Below are 18,160 nucleotides of genomic sequence, written 5' to 3' on the forward strand. Positions count from 1 at the left end.
AAAACAATGAGCGTCGACAATATTAGATTTAGCAGTAAAATGACTGTCACATGATTTACAATAAAATCTTTGTTTTTGAAGTTCTAAATAAGCGGGAATTTCCATAATTTTAAGTAAAGTAATCGTTGAGGTTTTCTTACCATTTTTTACTATAGAGAAATTTTCATTTTTAGTTGAACAATTTTCACAATGTGTAGGTTGATAAGTGAGCTCGGCATAGTAAAACAAGCTCATTCGTCCTTTGTTTTTTTCTCAATCACTTCATCTGAAAAATTTAGATTTTTAGCTTTAATTCTTAATGTATTTAATATAGACTTACACATAGGCGCATTACCCTTCTTTTTTATTTTGTTTGGTAGCTAATAATTATAGAGGTAATTGCGCCATTTTTGTATTCAAACATAAAAATTGGACTGATGATTTTTAGTCATCAGTCCAATTTATTATAGAGCCATTTAAAAGTCATTTATAATGGCTAATTGTTTCATAATCTTTTTTAGTTTTTGTTTCTTAAATTATCATAAATAGTTTTAAATTGTTGTTCACTTTTTGATGTTGTTTTAGGCTCATAATAAATTTTATTTTTGAGTTTATCTGGCAAGTATTGTTGAATGACGTATCCATTTTCATAGTTATGAGGGTACTTATAACCTATGGCACGACCTAAATCTTTAGCCCCAGCATAATGTCCATCTCGTAAATGGTCAGGAATTTGGCCAATATTACCTTTACGTATGTCACTAAGTGCACTGTCAATAGCAGTGATCGCTGAGTTGGATTTAGGTGATAAGGAAAGCTCAATTACAGCTTGACTAAGAGGAATTCTCGCTTCAGGAAACCCCAGTCGCTCTGCCGATTGAATGGCTGCAAGCGTACGTTGTCCCGCATTAGGTGAAGCCAACCCCACATCTTCATAACTAATGACTAATAAGCGTCTTACAATAGTTGGTAAATCGCCAGCTTCAATTAATCTTGCTAAATAGTGTAATGCAGCGTTTACATCACTACCTCTTATTGATTTTTGAAAAGCACTCATAACATCGTAGTGCATATCTCCATCTTTATCGCTTACGAAAGCACCTTTTTGCAAACAATCTTTAGCATCTTGAAGAGTAATATGTCTAATTTCATTTTCAACTGAAGCACTTAAAACAGCCAATTCAAGAGCATTTAAAGCACTTCTAACATCTCCTTGACTTTGCGTAGCAAAGTATTCTAATGCATCTTCATCTACTTTGGGATGATAATTAGCTAAGCCACGTTGAGAATCATTTAATGCTCTATTAATTGCGAGTCGCACATCATCATGATCTAATGAGTACAGTTCGAATATTTGAGCTCTAGAGCGAATAGCTGGATTGATTGCATGATATGGATTTGAGGTTGTTGCACCAATTAGGACGATTTTACCATTTTCTAAATGTGGTAATAAGAAATCTTGTTTAGCTTTATCTAACCGGTGAATTTCATCTAATAAAAGAATGACTTGACCAGACATTTTGGCTTCTTCGACTACCATTTGCATATCTTTTTTTGAATTTGTAACTGCATTTAATTGTCTAAATTTATAATCAGTGCTACCAGAAATTGCTTTCGCAATGCTTGTTTTACCAATGCCTGGTGGCCCATAAAATATCATTGATGATAATCTTTTGGTTTCAACCATTCGTCTAATAATGCCTCTAGGTCCTACTAAATGTTGCTGCGAAATGATTTCGTCAATGTTAGTAGGTCTCATTCTTGAAGCTAAAGGTTCTGTAGTCACTATTTTCACACCTTTCTAATACTATCTTAACTGAAAAAATGCTAGAATGGTATTATATATTATTCGAATTAAGTGAGGTAATGTTATGAAAATATCAACGAAAGGGAGATACGGCTTAACTTTAATGATTTCTCTTGCTAAAAGAGAAGGGCAAGGATGCGTATCTTTAAAGTCAATTGCTGAAGAAAACAGTTTGAGTGATTTATATCTCGAACAATTAGTTGGCCCTTTAAGAAATGCTGGTTTAATTCGAAGTGTTCGTGGTGCCAAAGGTGGTTATCAACTTAGAGTACCAGCTGACGAAATTAAAGCAGGCGATATAATTCGTTTACTAGAAGGTCCTATTACGATAGTCGAAAGTATTGAATCAGAACCACCTGCACAAAAACAGTTATGGTTAAGAATGAGAGATGCTGTTAGAGAAGTATTAGATAATACTACTTTAAAATATCTAGCAGACTATGTAGAAACTGATGATAAACTTGATGGTTACATGTTTTATATTTAATTTTAAAAATATGTTTATATACAATTGTGTGTGGTAAATAATAATTACAACAGTAAGGTACATTCTTTATTTTGTATCTCAGAATTAACATGATACTTGATCGATAAAAATATTCTTAAATTTGAAAGGAGAATTTCATTATGGGATTCATGGATAAAGCGAAAGACGCAGCAGAAAAATTTAATAATAGCGATAACGAACAAGTTGATAAAGTTAAAGACAAAATCAATGAATATACTGACAAAAACAACGATGACAAAAAAGATGATAAATAATTAGTTTTCAAGCGATAACATTAAATGTTATCGCTTTTTTATATCAAAAGAAGTATTTACAATTTAAGTAATTCAAAACATTTTTATTAAAGTTAATGTTGTTTTAGCATTAAAACCTATATGTTTATTAGCAAATAAAAGGAGTGAGATTAAATAATATCCCACTCCAAATTATGCATTAATTCTCTCGCTATCCATCAATATTAAATTTTAATATTGATTATTGATTCAATTTTTCAATAATATTCTGTAAACGAGTGAATGATTCAAATTGCTTTTCTTGATCATAAATATAGCTGATTCCCATGAGTTCTTCAATTTCACCATATTCTTCTATGAATGCTTCCAACTTCTCTTTAACTGTTTCCTCTGAACCTATTAGCGAATCATTAAATCTTTGTTTAGCCATTTCAAATTCTCTAGGTGTTAGAAGAGCTTGTAAGTCATTTGTAGGTGGTTGTAATGGTTGCATTCTACCACGAGCAATACCAATAAATACTTGAGCTAATGTGCTTGCCAAGTATTCAGCTTCTTCATCACTTTCAGCTACTATCGCATTCAAGCATACAATCATATAAGGCTTGTCTAATACGTCAGAAGGTTCAAATAGTTCTTTATATATTTGAATTGCCTCTTTCATTTGCTGAGGTGCAAAATGTCCTGCAAAGACATAAGGTAATCCCTTACGTGCAGCTAAATGAGCTGAATCAGTAGATGATCCAAGAATATATAAAGGTACATTTTTACCTACAGCGGGATAAGCTCTTACATAAGCTTGTTTATTTCCAGGTCCAAAATAAGTTTGTAATTGTTCAACTTCTTCAGGAAACTCATAGACGCCATTATGCTGGTCACGTCTCAATGCGCTAGCTGTCATCATATCAGTCCCTGGGGCTCTACCTAAACCTAGATTAACTCTGTTTGGGAAAAGTGTTTCCATTGTTCCAAATTGCTCCGCAACTATTAGAGGAGCATGGTTTGGTAACATAATCCCTCCAGAACCAACTTTAATACGTTTCGTATGTTCAAGTGTATGTTGAATCAATAGAGAAGTTGCTGAACTTACTAAATTTGGTGCGTTATGGTGTTCTGCAATCCAGTATCTTTCATAATTAAGTGAATCTAACTTTTGAGCTAAACTAATCATATCCTCAATTGCTTCTTTATCACTCTGACCTTCTCTTATTGGAACTAAATTTAATGCAGATACCTTTAGATTACCCACAGTTTTCATCTCCTCATATAAAATTAATATGGTTTAGTTTAACAAGATATGTAGTTTAATTTATATTGAAATGCTCATAATCGATAATGTTAGTGAAAAATATTGATACTTTAATTAATAGTACATTTAAAAATATTTATAAGTTAATGTGGGGTTAATTTTTAAAGTGATTGAGTGTTAAAATATTAAATAATGGAAAAATTTATGTTTATAAACAACTATATAGAAAAAATTCTATTCAGGTGCTATTATAGGAACATTGATAATATTGTGAGGAGTGTACTTAAAAATGGAAGTATATGCAGATTATGCTGCAACTACACCTGTCAAACCGGAAGTAATTGAAGAGATGATGACAATTTATAAATCACATTTTGGTAATCCATCGTCTATTCATTCTATAGGAAGAGATGCACGTCGTTTTCTAGATGAATCAAGAAGAACAGTTGCTAAATTATTGAATGCTAAGCCTAGCGAAGTCATTTTTACAAGTGGCGCGACTGAATCAAATAATACAGCCATTAAAGGATTAGTTTACGCAAATGAACATCTTGGAAATCACATTATTACAACTAAAATTGAACATCATTCTGTCTTACACGTGTTTGAACAATTGGAAAAAGAAGGATATGATGTCACTTATTTAGATGTAGATGATACAGGTGCAATAGATTTAGATCAACTTAAAGAAGCATTAACGAATGACACTATTTTAGTTTCGATAATGTTTGTTAATAATGAAGTTGGAACTGTTGAACCTATGTATGATATAGAAGATATTGTTAGCGAGTCAAACGCATTATTGCATGTAGATGCAGTTCAAGCAATCGGACATTTAGATGTTAATTTTGAAGATTTTAAAATGGATACTTTAAGTTTGACAGCACATAAATTCGGCGGTCCAAAAGGTGTAGGTGTCTTATTAGTTAGAGATAAAACCCCAATAGAGTACACTCAACTAGGAGGAGAACAAGAAACCAAACGACGTGCAGGAACAGAAAATTTAGCACAAATTGTTGGTTTAACAAAAGCACTAGAATTAGCACATAAGAATAGAGATAATAATAATTTACATTTAATGCAATTAAAAGAATTATTCTTAGTTAGCCTACAAGAACGTGCGATTCCTTTTGAGGTAAATGGTTCTATGGTTGATACAACAGGACATATTCTAAATTTATATTTCCCATTCATAGACGTGGAAACTATGCTAACACTTTTAGATCTAGCTAACATTTATGTATCTTCAGGTTCAGCATGTACAGCTGGTTCAACAACACCTTCTCATGTTTTAGCAGCAATGTATGAAGATGAAGAACGTGCTAAACACTCAGTAAGATTTAGCTTTAATGAATTAACAACTGATCAAGAAATAAAATATATCGTAGCTGAAATTCACAAAATATATCATAAATTTAAGGAGGAATAAATGTGTCTAATAAAGATATACGTGTAGTTGTAGGTATGTCTGGCGGTGTTGACAGTTCAGTCACAGCTCATGTGCTTAAAGAGCAAGGGTATGATGTTATTGGAATATTCATGAAAAACTGGGATGACACTGATGAGAATGGTGTTTGTACTGCAACAGAAGACTATAATGACGTTATCGCAGTATGTAATCAAATTGGTATTCCATATTATGCCGTTAATTTCGAACAAGAATATTGGGATAAAGTCTTTACTTATTTCTTAGATGAATATAAAAAAGGTCGTACACCTAATCCAGATGTAATGTGTAACAAAGAAATTAAGTTTAAAGCTTTTCTAGAGCATGCACTTAAATTGGGCGCAGATTACGTAGCAACAGGACATTACGCAAGAATACGTCGTCATGATGATAGCCATGTAGAAATGTTACGAGGTGTAGATAATAATAAAGATCAAACTTATTTCTTAAATCAACTATCTCAACAACAATTGTCTAAAGTTATGTTTCCAATTGGAAATATTGATAAAAAAGAAGTTCGTAAAATAGCAGAAGAGCAAGATTTAGCAACAGCTAAAAAGAAAGACTCTACAGGCATCTGTTTTATTGGAGAACGTAATTTCAAAACATTCTTATCACAATATTTACCAGCTCAAGCTGGAGAAATGCGTACGTTGAATGGCGAAAAAATGGGAATGCATAGTGGATTAATGTATTACACTATTGGTCAAAGACATGGACTTGGTATCGGTGGAGACGGTGATCCATGGTTCGTTGTAGGTAAAAATTTAGAAGACAATATTTTATACGTTGAACAGGGTTTCCATCATGATGCACTCTATAGTGATTATTTAATAGCTTCCGATTTTTCTTTCGTAAATCCAGTTGATTTGGACAACGGATTTGAATGTACTGCTAAATTTAGATATCGTCAAAAAGATACTAAGGTGTTTGTTCAACGTGAAAGTCAAAATGCTTTACGCGTTACATTTGATGAACCAGTACGTGCTATCACACCGGGACAAGCTGTTGTATTTTATGATGAAGAAGTTTGTCTAGGTGGAGCAACTATCGATGATGTATTTAAAACATCAGGTCAGTTAAGTTATGTTGTTTAATTAAACAAAAGATGGAGTTGTTAAAAGCCTGGGACATAATTCAATGCCTCAGGCTACAAATGTATATTGGCAGTAATTGACTGGAAATATTTTTTCGAAAAATATTGTTTATGTCTTGCTCTCAAATACTACTACATCTTTATTTTATAAAATAAAGCGTTTCTCGTAAGATAATTTTAGGATTGGGTGGAATAATGATAACGAAACAAGATACGATTTATGAGTGGATTAAAAATGGTCAACTTGAAGATGCTTTAAAAGCTTTATTTCAAAACATAGAAGAAAAACCAAATACCATTGAAAATTATATCAATGCAGGAATAGTATTAGCTGATATTAATGAAATTGAAAAGGCTGAGCGTTTCTTTCAACGTGCAATTACGATAGATGATAAAAATGGTGCAGTGTATTACAATTTAGCCAATCTGTATTACGATCAAGGTAAATACCGTGATGCTATTAAACTATATCAATTGGCATCTAAATACAATATGGATAAAATAGATACTAATTACATGATTGGTATGTCATTTAACCAATTAGATGCACCAAAAGAATCTTTACCTTACTTTATGACTGCAGCAGAATTAGATAATAATCAAGATGCAGAAGTTCAATTTCAATATGGTTTGGCACTATGTCATTTAGAAATGTTTAACCAGGCTATAAATCAATTAAAAATTGTTTTATCTATAGATTCAAAGCATGTCGATGCTTTATATAATATTGGTTTAGCCACTTACATGGATACTGAAGATCTTGATTTAGCTATGTCTTATTTTGACAAGGCAATATCTATAGATCCAAATCATTTGTTAAGTCATCATGCTAAGAAAACGTTTGAAGCTATAAAGAATGAGGAGGAGTAATATGTCTGACCCTACACTATTTGATTATTCAATGATTAAAGGTACTGTAGATGCTATTTTATTTCAAAATAATAATAATTTCTATACAGTCATTAAAGTGGATACAATTGAGACTACTGAATCATTTGGTAATTTACCAACAGTTGTAGGGTTCTTTCCAAATATTGTGGAAGGAGATGTATACACTTTTAAAGGACAAGTGGTAGAGCACCCACGTTATGGCAAGCAATTGAAAGCCGACACTTTTGAAAAAGAGGTCCCTCAAACTAAGGATGCTATAATTACATATTTATCAAGTGACTTATTCAAAGGTATAGGTAAAAAAACTGCTCAAAATATTGTAAATACACTTGGTGAAAATGCGATAAATGATATTATGGCAGACGCATCAGTTTTAGAGAAGGTTTCAAATTTACCGAAAAAGAAACAAAATCAGATTGCTGATCAAATTAACGCCAATCAAGAGTCCGAAAAAATTATGATTCGATTACATGATTTAGGCTTCGGACCTAAATTATCAATGGCGATATATCAATTTTACCAAGCCGAGACTTTAAACGTGCTCGAAAATAACCCTTATCAACTCGTTTATGATATTAAAGGAATTGGTTTTAATAAAGCTGATACTTTAGCTAGAAATAATGGCATTAGTTTTAATGATCCAGAACGATTGAAAGCAGGATTATTGTATACGTTAGAAGAAGAATGTATAAAACAAGGTCACACCTATTTATCACTAGATTATGCAATTGAAGTGACATTAGACATGCTAATGGATGCTCATTCCAGTGATAGCATCGATTCAAAACAGCTTGAAAATATTCTCGAATTATTACATGAGGAACAAAAAATTATTGTAAATAATGAGCGAGTCGCCATTCCTAGTCTTTATTATTCCGAACTCAAAAGTGTTCAAAATTTATATCGAATTAAAACATACAAACATAAGCTAAAAGAAATAGAACAATCTGATTTACAGATACATATAGGGGATATAGAGACTAGTAATAATGTGCTTTATGCATCATCTCAAAAAGAGGCCTTACAAACTGCAATTAATTCTAAAATTATGCTTTTAACCGGTGGCCCTGGTACAGGTAAAACAACAGTAATCAAAGGAATCGTTGAGCTTTATGCAGAGGTACATGGTCTTTCTCTTAATTATTCAGACTATCAAGAAGATGACTATCCTATTGTCCTGGCAGCTCCGACAGGTAGAGCATCTAAAAGATTGCAAGAATCTACAGGGTTAGAAGCAATGACAATTCATCGTCTAATTGGATGGAATCAAGAAACACAACCAGAAGACATTCTAGATAATGAAATTAAAGCAAAGCTCATAATTATTGACGAAATGTCTATGGTAGATACATGGTTGTTTCACCAATTTTTAAGTGCAGTTCCACTAGATGCACAAATTATTTTAGTCGGTGATGAAGATCAATTACCCTCAGTTGGACCAGGTCAAATCTTTAAGGATCTTATTGATTCGAAGGCAATACCGCGAGTTAATCTAACTGAAGTTTATCGTCAACAAGATGGTTCAAGTATCATCGATTTAGCGCATCGTATGAAACATGGTGAGCCAATAGATATTACAAAGCGTTATCATGATAGGAGTTTTATAAGTTGTAATGTCGATCAAATTCCTACAGTAGTTGAAAAAGTAGTTTCAAGTGCAGTTAATAAAGGTTATGATATGAGTGATATTCAAGTCTTGGCGCCTATGTATAAAGGTAACGCAGGTATTAAAAGATTAAATCAAGTATTACAAGATATTTTAAATCCCAAGGCACAAGATACACGAGAAATTGAATTTGGTGATATAAAGTTTCGTAAAGGTGACAAGGTTCTTCAGTTAGTTAATCGTCCTAATGATAATATCTTCAATGGTGACATAGGAATAATCGTTGGTATATTTTGGGCTAAAGAAAATGTTTTAAATAAAGATGTTATGGTTGTTGATTTCGAAGGTAACGAGATTACTTTCACTCGTCAAGATTTATTAGAATTAACGCATGCTTATTGCACATCTATTCATAAATCACAAGGGTCTGAATTTCCAATTGTAATTATGCCTATCGTTAAGCAGTATTTTAGAATGTTACAGCGACCAATACTTTATACAGGACTTACACGTGCTAAACAATCATTAGTATTACTTGGAGATTCAACCGCATTTGAAATTGGATTAAATACGCAAGGACAATTACGACATACACAATTGCAAGAGCTAATCTTGTCATATTTTGATATAGACCAAAAAGAAAGTGATGTAACAATTTCAAATACTTCTGTGAATAAAGATGAAGAGGCAATGGATACAATTTACGACGTAGATACAAAAGATGATCAAATCATTTTATGTGAATCTACTATATATCAAATCAATCCAATGATTAATATGGGTGATGTTTCTCCTTATGATTTTGCTGAGCGTTGACATTTAGTTTGAAAATACTTAAAATAATCTTAAGTTCGCATGAAGATGAGTAGGCAATTATAACTTATATAGAGATGTACTGGTTGGTGAAAAGTGCAATGTATATTGTTGAACGCTACTTCATGTCATTTTTATATTTTAATTGAGTGATAAATGTTTTCTATCAAGCGATAATTTTTGTAGCTTAAAGATAGATTGTTTATAACTAGGGTGGTACCGCGAAAACGTTCGTCCCTTTTTTGAGGATGAACGTTTTTTGTGTTTTTTAGATAAAATATGTTGATATAGGAGTGTCGGAAATGAAAAATTTAAAGGCTAGTGAAATTCGTCAAAAATATATTGATTTCTTCGTCGAAAAAGGTCATATGGTTGAACCTTCAGCCCCCTTAGTTCCAATTGATGACGATACATTATTATGGATAAATTCAGGTGTAGCAACTTTAAAGAAATATTTCGATGGTAGAGAAACACCAAGAAAGCCTAGAATAGTCAATTCTCAAAAAGCAATTAGAACAAATGATATTGAAAATGTAGGATTTACTGCACGACATCATACATTTTTCGAAATGCTTGGTAACTTTTCAATTGGTGATTATTTCAAAAAAGAAGCAATCCACTTTGCGTGGGAATTTTTAACTAGTGAAAAATGGATGGGCATGGAACCTGAAAAATTATATGTAACTATTCATCCTGAAGATACTGAAGCTTATCGTATTTGGAATGATGAAATTGGATTAGAAGAAAGTCGAATTATTAGAATAGAAGGTAATTTCTGGGATATCGGTGAGGGTCCATCTGGTCCTAACACTGAAATTTTCTATGATCGTGGAGATGCATATGGCCAAGATGATCCATCAGAAGAGATGTATCCAGGTGGGGAAAATGAAAGATATCTAGAAGTTTGGAACTTAGTATTTAGTGAATTTAACCATAATAAAGACAACACTTATACACCATTACCAAATAAAAATATTGATACGGGTATGGGGCTTGAACGAATGGCCTCTGTTTCTCAAAACGTAAGAACAAATTATGAAACAGACTTATTTATGCCAATCATTAATGAAGTAGAAAATGTAGCTGGCAAAAAATATTTAGTAAACAACGAGCATGATATTGCCTTTAAGGTAATAGCGGACCATATTCGTACAATTGCATTTGCAATTGCTGATGGCGCTTTACCTGCGAATGAGGGAAGAGGTTACGTTTTACGTCGACTTCTACGTAGAGCAGTCAGATTTAGTCAAACTCTCGACATTAATGAACCATTTATGTATAAGTTAGTTGATATCGTTGCAGAGATAATGGAGCCATATTATCCAAATGTTAAAGAGAAAGCTGATTTTATTAAGCGTGTTATTAAATCAGAAGAAGAGCGTTTCCATGAGACACTTCAAGAAGGTTTAGCAATTTTGAATAATTTATTAGCTAAAGCTAAATCATCTAATAATGAAATTAACGGTTCAGATGCGTTCAAATTATACGACACTTATGGATTTCCAATTGAATTGACAGAAGAATTAGCTAGTCAAGAAAACATCTCTGTGGATATGGCAACGTTTGAAAAAGAAATGGATCAACAACGTACACGAGCTAGAGAAGCTCGACAAAGTTCACAATCAATGCAAATCCAAAGTGAAGTTCTTAAAAATATTACTACTGAAAGCAAATTTGTCGGATATGAAACTACAGATTATCAGACTACGTTAACTGATTTAATTTATGATGGAGAGAAAGTTGAATCTGCTGAACCAGGAGAAACTGTATATTTCATTTTAAAAGAAACTCCATTTTATGCAGTTAGTGGTGGGCAAGTAGCTGATAAAGGAACAGTAGGTAATGAGAACTTTGAGATTGAAGTAACTGAAGTAACTAAAGCACCTAATGGTCAAAACTTACATCAAGGTGTCATCCAATTTGGTCAAGTTACAGTTAATAGTGATGTAGATGCAAGTGTTAATAGGGATGAAAGAAAAGACATCCAAAAAAATCATAGTGCCACTCATTTACTTCACGCTGCATTAAAAGAAGTATTAGGTGAACATGTAAATCAAGCAGGTTCGTTAGTTGAAAGTGAGCGTTTGCGTTTCGATTTCTCACATTTTGGTCCGATGACTCAAGACGAAATTGATAAAGTTGAAAGACGTGTAAATGAGGAAATTTGGAGAGGTATTTCAGTTAATATACAAGAGATGCCTATTAATGAAGCAAAACAAATGGGTGCTATGGCGTTATTCGGTGAAAAATACGGAGATATTGTGCGCGTTGTTAATATGGCACCGTTCTCAATTGAGCTATGTGGTGGTATACATGTTGATAATACTGCAGAAATTGGGCTTTTCAAGATTATAAGTGAATCAGGTACAGGTGCAGGCGTTAGACGTATTGAAGCATTTACTGGTAAATCAGCGTTCTTACATCTAGAGGATATTCAAAATAAATTTAATTCTATTAAAGATCAAGTTAAAGTCAAATCTGATAATCAAGTATTTGATAAAATTGTCCAGCTACAAGAAGAAGAAAAGAACCTTCATAAACAATTAGAACAACGAAATAAGGAAATCACTTCACTAAAAATGGGTAATATAGAGGATCAAATTGAAGAAATTAATGGCTTTAAAGTACTAGCTACAGAAGTTGAAGTTTCTAATGCTAAAGAAATTAGACAAACTATGGATGATTTCAAATCTAAACAACAAGATGCTATTATAATCTTAGCAAGTGATTTAGGTGAAAAGGTATCACTAATAGCAACTGTACCAAAAGAACAAACAGATAAAATTAAAGCTGGAGATATCATTAAGAATATGGCACCATTAGTTGGTGGTAAAGGTGGCGGTCGTCCAGATATGGCTCAAGGTGGCGGTACGCAACCAGAAAATATCTCAGAAGCATTACGCTTTATTAAAGATTACATTAAAAAACTATAACTTTGTAATCAACTAGTGTAAAATTGGTGTATGTAAGATAATTCGTTTTAGAGGAGTGTCGCATCTATGGATAATATTGATAAAACAATGAAGTTTGACTATGAAGAAATTCCGAAAGATAATGTTGAAACAGTGTTAAACAACGTACACCGAACTTTAGAAGAGCGTGGTTACAATGCTGTAAATCAAATTGTAGGATATTTACTTTCAGGTGATCCTGCATATATACCTCGTCAAAATGATGCTCGAAATCAAATTCGCCACATTGATCGTGACGTTATCATGGAAGAACTCGTTTCAAATTATTTAAAAGAGAACAAGAAATAGTATATGTTAACGCACAAAATTTTGGGTTTGGATGTAGGTAGTAAAACAGTTGGCGTAGCTATAAGCGATTTAATGGGTTGGACTGCCCAAGGATTGGACACTCTAAGAATTAACGAGGAACTAGAAGATTTTGGTATAGATCAATTAGTGACCATTATTAAAGAACATAACGTTGGTTCTGTAATAATTGGTTTACCTAAGAATATGAATAATTCTATTGGCTTTCGTGGAGAAGCTTCGTTAAGATACAAGGAGTTACTCAAAGAAAGCTTACCTAATATAGAGATAATTATGTGGGATGAACGATTAAGTACTATGGCAGCAGAGCGTTCATTACTTGAAGCAGATGTATCTAGACAAAAAAGAAAAAAAGTAATTGATAAAATGGCAGCAGTATTTATATTGCAAGGCTATTTAGATTCAATTCAATAAAGGAGTAATAAATAATGACTGAACATAATCATAACCACGATGTAGAATTAGATATTAGTAATGAAGAAGAGTTATTAACTTTATTCGATGAAAATGGTAATGAAGTTTTATATCGTAAAATGTTGGAATTTTACCATCCAGAATTTAAAAAAGAATATGTTATTTTAGCTGAGGAAGGTGCTCAATCTGACGATGATGACATGATTGAATTGATTCCAATGATTAATGAACCTGATGAATCAGGCGATGGTGGTAAATTAGTACCTATCGAGACTGATGAAGAATGGGACATGATTGAAGAAGTAGTTAACACAAACATGGAAGAATAGTTTCCTAGATTTAATATTTAATACTAAAACAAATTTAAATTAGCTGACTGAACTGTCAATATGTGATTTAATTTATAATTCAGAACAGTAATTTTATATAAGGAGTGGGATAATGAATTCAATTCGAGTTCTATTCTGCTCCTTTTTTGATTGATAAAATCGTGGTTTTTTACATATTACATCTTAAATTACAAACAAATATATGATAAAATATTTAAAGTTAAATTCTTATAGGTAGACAATGAGTTTTAATAAATATTTAAATCAGTCATACATTTATAAGTATAAGTTATCCTAGCACGGTTAAGTTTATTTAAAACTTTTAAAGTTTAGCGGATAACTCCATATCGACTGGTTTATTTTTTAATGTCATTTTGTCTTTAAAAAGGAAGTAAATTAATGGAAGCTAACCAGCAGTATTTATTGGATATACATCGTAAAACAGATAATAAAATTGAAACGTTAAGAGAATATGCGGAGCAAAATGCTGTACCAATTGTCGATAGATTATCCCTAGAGATGATTAAACAATTAATTCGGATACATCATGCAAAAAACATTCTAGAAATTGGCACTGCAATAGGGTATAGTTCAATGCAATTTGCATCCGTATCAAATGATATACATATTACGACTATAGAGCGTGATGAGAAAATGATTACACAAGCTAAATCAAATTTCGAAACTTATGGCTACTCATCACAAATAAGACTTATAGAGGGAAATGCTTTAGAGCAATATAATAAAGTCAGTGATAAACAATATGACATTATTTTTATTGATGCAGCAAAAGCTCAATCAAAGAAATTTTTTGAATATTACACACCACTATTAAGAAATGGTGGACTAGTCATTACAGATAATGTTCTATACCACGGTTTTGTATCGAATATAGATATTGTACGTTCTAGAAATGTTAAGCAAATGGTTAAAAAAGTTCAAAAATTTAATGATTGGCTAATTAGTCTAGAAAATTACAGTACTAACTTTATAAATATGGATGATGGGTTAGCAATATCAATTAAAGGAGAATAATTATGACGGAATTACTCGTTACTCCTAAATCATTAAGTCATTTAGAAACACTAATAGATATTGGTGCAGATGCATTTGTTATTGGTGAACAAAAATTTGGGTTAAGATTACCAGGAGAGTTTAATCGTGAGGATATTAAACAAGCAGTCAAATTAGCGCATGAGCATGATAGAAAAATATATGTTGCTGTAAATGGCATTTTCCACAATTATCATTTAAATGCATTGGAAGACTATATTAATTTCTTACATGAAGTTAGAGTAGACCGAATTATATTTGGTGACCCTGCAGTCGTCATGTATGTCAAAAATCAACATAATCCGATACCACTAAATTGGGATGCTGAAACTATAGTAACTAACTATTTCCAATGTAACTATTGGGGGAAAAGAGGTGCCAAACGAGCACTTCTAGCGAGAGAATTAAACTTAGATGAAATAATAAATATAAAAGAGAATGCAAATGTTGAAATTGAAGTTCAAGTACATGGGATGACTTGTATGTTCCAATCTAAACGCATGTTGCTTGGGAACTATTATACTTTCCAAGATAGACAAATGAAGATTAAACGTGAAAATGATGATAAAGAGTTACTCCTATATGACGAAGAACGTGATAATAAATATCCTGTATTTGAAGATTTTAATGGTACACATATAATGTCTCCAAATGATATCTGCTTAATTGAAGAACTCGAGCCACTATTTGAAGCTGGAATTGATTCTTTTAAGATAGATGGAATTCTGCAAAGTGAAGAATATATAAACACTGTTACAGCTCAATACAGAGAAGCTATAGATTTATATAATGAAGATCCTGAAGCATATGAAGATGAAAAATTCATGTTAGTAGATCCAATTGAAGCAATCCAACCAGAACATCGTCCATTTGATGAAGGATTTTTATATAAACAAACAGTTTATTAAAAAGGAGGCGATAAAAAATGAAAACATTGACTGAAATTCAAACACAAGAGAAAAGTAAAATTAAAAAGCCCGAATTATTAGCGCCTGCTGGTAATTTAGAAAAATTAAAGATTGCAGTACATTATGGTGCAGATGCAGTATTTTTAGGTGGTCAAGAATATGGTTTGCGTTCTAATGCTGATAATTTTACTATGGCTGAAATTAAAGAAGGCGTTGAATTCGCAAATCAATATAATGCAAAAATTTACGTAACTACTAATATTATCGCTCATGACGAGAATATTAAAGGTCTGGAAAATTATTTAATTAAATTAGAAAAAACGGGTGCTACCGGAATCATTGTTGCAGATCCTTTAATTATTGAAACTTGTAAGCAAGTTGCTCCTAAATTAGAAATACACTTGTCGACACAACAGTCATTGTCTAATACTAAAGCGGTGCAATACTGGAAAGAAGAAGGTTTAGATCGAGTAGTATTAGCACGTGAAACTGGTGCGATGGAAATGAAAGAAATGAAAGAAAATGTAGACATTGAAATTGAAGCATTTATACATGGTGCAATGTGTATTGCATATTCAGGTCGCTGTACACTTAGTAATCATATGACAGCTAGAGACTCTAACAGGGGTGGTTGTTGTCAAAGTTGTCGTTGGGATTACGATTTATTAGAAGTAGATAATGACGGTGAACTTGATCTTTATTATCAAGATGGAGACACCGTACCATTTGCTATGAGTCCTAAGGATTTAAAATTAATTGAATCAATACCTCAAATGATGGAAATCGGTATCGACTCTTTAAAAATAGAAGGGCGAATGAAATCTATTCATTATATAGCTACAGTTGTATCAGTTTATAGAAAAGTTATTGATGCTTATGCTGAAGATCCTGAGAATTTTAAAATTAATCCTGAATGGTTAAAAGAATTAGATAAATGTGCTAATAGAGATACTGCACCAGCATTTTTTGAAGGTACACCAGGATATGAAGAGCAAATGTTTGGTGTTCAACAAAATAAAAAATCACCTTACGATTTTTGTGGATTAGTAATAGATTATGATGAAACTACTCAAATTGCTACAATACAACAAAGAAATCACTTTAAACCAGGTCAAGAAATTGAATTCTTTGGACCTGAAATACAAAGTTTTAGACAAGTTATTGATGCCATATTTGATGAGGAGGGCAATAGTCTAGATGCTGCTCGTCACCCACTTCAAATTGTACAAATCAAAGTAGATCATCCAATTTATCCTAAGAACATGATGAGAAAGGAAATTAGATAATGGCAAACACAACAATTATTGGTATTGCCGGTGGTTCAGGATCTGGTAAAACAACAGTTACAAACGAAATCATGAAGAATTTAGAAGGCCATAGTGTCGCATTACTTGCTCAAGACTATTATTATAAAGATCAATCACATTTAACATTTGAAGAGCGATTAGAAACAAATTATGACCATCCCTTTGCATTTGACAATGATTTGCTAATAGAAAATTTAAAAGATTTACGAAATGGTCATGCAGTCGAAGTTCCTACATATGATTATTCAAATCATACACGTAGTGAAGAAACCATTGCATTTGAACCTAAAGATGTTATTATCGTAGAAGGCATATTTGCTTTAGAAAATAAAACACTACGTGATATGATGGATGTTAAAATATACGTTGATACTGATGCAGATTTAAGAATTCTTAGACGGCTAGTTCGTGATACTAAAGAACGTGGTCGATCTATGGAATCAGTAATTAACCAATATTTAAATGTTGTCAAACCAATGCATAATCAATTTATTGAGCCTACTAAGAAATATGCAGATATTATCATTCCAGAAGGTGGAAGTAACAAGGTTGCAATTGATATAATGACTACTAAAATTCAAACATTGGTTAGTAAACAATAAGTAAGTTACAATATGTATCAAAAACTATATATTTAATGACTAAACCATATTAATTGAAAAAGGAAGATGACATAATGGAAAATCAAAAACAATATCCAATGACTCAAGAGGGTTATGAACAATTAGAAAAAGAATTAGAAGAATTAAAAACAGTTAAACGTCCAGAAGTTGTTGAAAAAATCAAAGTAGCACGTTCATTTGGTGACCTATCTGAGAACTCAGAATATGATGCTGCTAAAGATGAGCAAGGTTTTATCGAACAAGATATTCAACGTATAGAACATATGCTTAGATATGCTCTAATCATTGAGGATACTGGTGATAACAACGTTGTACAAATTGGAAAAACTGTTACTTTCATTGAGTTACCTGGAGATGAAGAAGAAAGTTATCAAATCGTGGGCTCTGCAGAGTCAGATGCATTCAACGGTAAAATTTCAAATGAATCACCAATGGCTAAAGCTTTAATTGGTAAAAGTTTAAAAGATGAAGTTCGAGTACCTCTACCAAATGGTGGAGAAATTAATGTTAAAATTGTAAATATTAAATAGATAGATTTTTTCTGAATAAAGTTTTACAAACTCTTTAAATCTTTTGCTATTTACATTAATTAAATGCATATTTATATTGGCTATGAAAGAAA

The 18,160-nt window shown here is 32.1% G+C and carries 17 protein-coding genes and 1 pseudogene; 15 read left to right on the forward strand and 3 right to left on the reverse strand.

Annotated elements, in window-relative coordinates; translation table 11 throughout:
* Window positions 1-323 (reverse strand): annotated as a pseudogene (locus BDW31_RS05275) (transposase family protein); the annotation flags it as partial.
* A 173-nt stretch (window positions 324-496) separates the two neighbouring features.
* Window positions 497-1,765, reverse strand: a complete 1,269-nt coding sequence (locus BDW31_RS05280; RefSeq protein ID WP_037550736.1) for a replication-associated recombination protein A — start codon at window positions 1,763-1,765, stop codon at window positions 497-499.
* Window positions 1,766-1,850: 85 nt separating this feature from the next.
* Here BDW31_RS05280 and cymR point away from each other — a divergent pair, with 85 nt between their 5' ends.
* Complete coding sequence (cymR, locus tag BDW31_RS05285) at window positions 1,851-2,273, forward strand: cysteine metabolism transcriptional regulator CymR (RefSeq protein ID WP_033080142.1); 423 nt, start codon at window positions 1,851-1,853, stop codon at window positions 2,271-2,273.
* A 140-nt stretch (window positions 2,274-2,413) separates the two neighbouring features.
* On the forward strand, window positions 2,414-2,548 hold the full coding sequence (locus BDW31_RS05290) for an SAS049 family protein (RefSeq protein WP_110709297.1): 135 nt from the start codon (window positions 2,414-2,416) through the stop codon (window positions 2,546-2,548).
* Between the two features lie 220 nt (window positions 2,549-2,768).
* On the opposite strand, the gene BDW31_RS05295 is transcribed toward BDW31_RS05290, so the two are convergent.
* On the reverse strand, window positions 2,769-3,782 hold the full coding sequence (locus BDW31_RS05295; RefSeq protein WP_080287546.1) for an LLM class flavin-dependent oxidoreductase: 1,014 nt from the start codon (window positions 3,780-3,782) through the stop codon (window positions 2,769-2,771).
* A 280-nt stretch (window positions 3,783-4,062) separates the two neighbouring features.
* Between BDW31_RS05295 and BDW31_RS05300 the strand changes: the two genes are divergently transcribed.
* From BDW31_RS05300 to greA, 13 genes are all read left to right on the forward strand, one after another.
* Window positions 4,063-5,202 carry a cysteine desulfurase family protein gene (locus BDW31_RS05300; RefSeq protein ID WP_037550733.1) on the forward strand — a complete coding sequence of 380 codons (1,140 nt, stop codon included), beginning with the start codon at window positions 4,063-4,065 and terminating at the stop codon, window positions 5,200-5,202.
* Window positions 5,203-5,204: 2 nt separating this feature from the next.
* Window positions 5,205-6,317, forward strand: a complete 1,113-nt coding sequence (gene mnmA, locus BDW31_RS05305) for a tRNA 2-thiouridine(34) synthase MnmA (RefSeq protein ID WP_110709299.1) — start codon at window positions 5,205-5,207, stop codon at window positions 6,315-6,317.
* A 197-nt stretch (window positions 6,318-6,514) separates the two neighbouring features.
* Entirely contained in the window at window positions 6,515-7,186 is a 672-nt protein-coding gene (locus BDW31_RS05310; protein ID WP_180529054.1) for a tetratricopeptide repeat protein, read from the forward strand.
* A 1-nt stretch (window position 7,187) separates the two neighbouring features.
* Window positions 7,188-9,629, forward strand: coding sequence for an SF1B family DNA helicase RecD2 (gene recD2 / locus BDW31_RS05315; RefSeq protein WP_110709301.1), 2,442 nt, complete (start codon window positions 7,188-7,190; stop codon window positions 9,627-9,629).
* A 299-nt stretch (window positions 9,630-9,928) separates the two neighbouring features.
* Complete coding sequence (gene alaS / locus BDW31_RS05320) at window positions 9,929-12,559, forward strand: alanine--tRNA ligase (protein WP_037550728.1); 2,631 nt, start codon at window positions 9,929-9,931, stop codon at window positions 12,557-12,559.
* A gap of 66 nt (window positions 12,560-12,625) precedes the next feature.
* Window positions 12,626-12,886 carry an IreB family regulatory phosphoprotein gene (locus BDW31_RS05325; RefSeq protein WP_011275600.1) on the forward strand — a complete coding sequence of 87 codons (261 nt, stop codon included), beginning with the start codon at window positions 12,626-12,628 and terminating at the stop codon, window positions 12,884-12,886.
* A gap of 3 nt (window positions 12,887-12,889) precedes the next feature.
* Complete coding sequence (gene ruvX / locus BDW31_RS05330) at window positions 12,890-13,318, forward strand: Holliday junction resolvase RuvX (RefSeq protein WP_053024534.1); 429 nt, start codon at window positions 12,890-12,892, stop codon at window positions 13,316-13,318.
* A gap of 14 nt (window positions 13,319-13,332) precedes the next feature.
* Window positions 13,333-13,647: a DUF1292 domain-containing protein gene (locus BDW31_RS05335; protein ID WP_011275602.1), complete on the forward strand. Its 315-nt coding sequence runs from the start codon at window positions 13,333-13,335 to the stop codon at window positions 13,645-13,647.
* Between the two features lie 399 nt (window positions 13,648-14,046).
* Window positions 14,047-14,682 carry an O-methyltransferase gene (locus BDW31_RS05340; protein ID WP_053024533.1) on the forward strand — a complete coding sequence of 212 codons (636 nt, stop codon included), beginning with the start codon at window positions 14,047-14,049 and terminating at the stop codon, window positions 14,680-14,682.
* 2 nt (window positions 14,683-14,684) lie between these two features.
* Entirely contained in the window at window positions 14,685-15,608 is a 924-nt protein-coding gene (locus BDW31_RS05345; RefSeq protein WP_053024532.1) for a peptidase U32 family protein, read from the forward strand.
* Between the two features lie 17 nt (window positions 15,609-15,625).
* Window positions 15,626-16,894 (forward strand): peptidase U32 family protein, encoded by a 1,269-nt coding sequence (locus tag BDW31_RS05350; RefSeq protein WP_037550718.1) that lies wholly within the window; start codon window positions 15,626-15,628, stop codon window positions 16,892-16,894.
* Window positions 16,894-17,517, forward strand: coding sequence for a uridine kinase (gene udk, locus BDW31_RS05355; protein WP_037536685.1), 624 nt, complete (start codon window positions 16,894-16,896; stop codon window positions 17,515-17,517). Before BDW31_RS05350 ends, udk begins: the two co-directional genes overlap by 1 nt.
* A gap of 74 nt (window positions 17,518-17,591) precedes the next feature.
* Window positions 17,592-18,068 carry a transcription elongation factor GreA gene (greA, locus tag BDW31_RS05360; RefSeq protein WP_037536682.1) on the forward strand — a complete coding sequence of 159 codons (477 nt, stop codon included), beginning with the start codon at window positions 17,592-17,594 and terminating at the stop codon, window positions 18,066-18,068.
* Window positions 18,069-18,160: the final 92 nt, after the last annotated feature.

The organism is Staphylococcus sp. AtHG25 (assembly GCF_003217445.1).
GTDB classification, from domain to species: Bacteria; Bacillota; Bacilli; order Staphylococcales; family Staphylococcaceae; genus Staphylococcus; species Staphylococcus haemolyticus.

What these genes read in the sequence shown, in the direction of transcription:
- BDW31_RS05340 (WP_053024533.1), top strand. Translation starts at nt 14,047, where the DNA reads ATGGAAGCTAACCAGCAGTATTTATTGGATATACATCGTAAAACAGAT.
- BDW31_RS05290 (WP_110709297.1), top strand. Translation starts at nt 2,414, where the DNA reads ATGGGATTCATGGATAAAGCGAAAGACGCAGCAGAAAAATTTAATAAT.
- BDW31_RS05345 (WP_053024532.1), top strand. Translation starts at nt 14,685, where the DNA reads ATGACGGAATTACTCGTTACTCCTAAATCATTAAGTCATTTAGAAACA.
- BDW31_RS05335 (WP_011275602.1), top strand. Translation starts at nt 13,333, where the DNA reads ATGACTGAACATAATCATAACCACGATGTAGAATTAGATATTAGTAAT.
- BDW31_RS05295 (WP_080287546.1), bottom strand. Translation starts at nt 3,782, where the DNA reads ATGAAAACTGTGGGTAATCTAAAGGTATCTGCATTAAATTTAGTTCCA.
- greA (WP_037536682.1), top strand. Translation starts at nt 17,592, where the DNA reads ATGGAAAATCAAAAACAATATCCAATGACTCAAGAGGGTTATGAACAA.
- BDW31_RS05325 (WP_011275600.1), top strand. Translation starts at nt 12,626, where the DNA reads ATGGATAATATTGATAAAACAATGAAGTTTGACTATGAAGAAATTCCG.
- cymR (WP_033080142.1), top strand. Translation starts at nt 1,851, where the DNA reads ATGAAAATATCAACGAAAGGGAGATACGGCTTAACTTTAATGATTTCT.
- BDW31_RS05350 (WP_037550718.1), top strand. Translation starts at nt 15,626, where the DNA reads ATGAAAACATTGACTGAAATTCAAACACAAGAGAAAAGTAAAATTAAA.
- alaS (WP_037550728.1), top strand. Translation starts at nt 9,929, where the DNA reads ATGAAAAATTTAAAGGCTAGTGAAATTCGTCAAAAATATATTGATTTC.
- udk (WP_037536685.1), top strand. Translation starts at nt 16,894, where the DNA reads ATGGCAAACACAACAATTATTGGTATTGCCGGTGGTTCAGGATCTGGT.
- recD2 (WP_110709301.1), top strand. Translation starts at nt 7,188, where the DNA reads ATGTCTGACCCTACACTATTTGATTATTCAATGATTAAAGGTACTGTA.
- BDW31_RS05300 (WP_037550733.1), top strand. Translation starts at nt 4,063, where the DNA reads ATGGAAGTATATGCAGATTATGCTGCAACTACACCTGTCAAACCGGAA.
- ruvX (WP_053024534.1), top strand. Translation starts at nt 12,890, where the DNA reads ATGTTAACGCACAAAATTTTGGGTTTGGATGTAGGTAGTAAAACAGTT.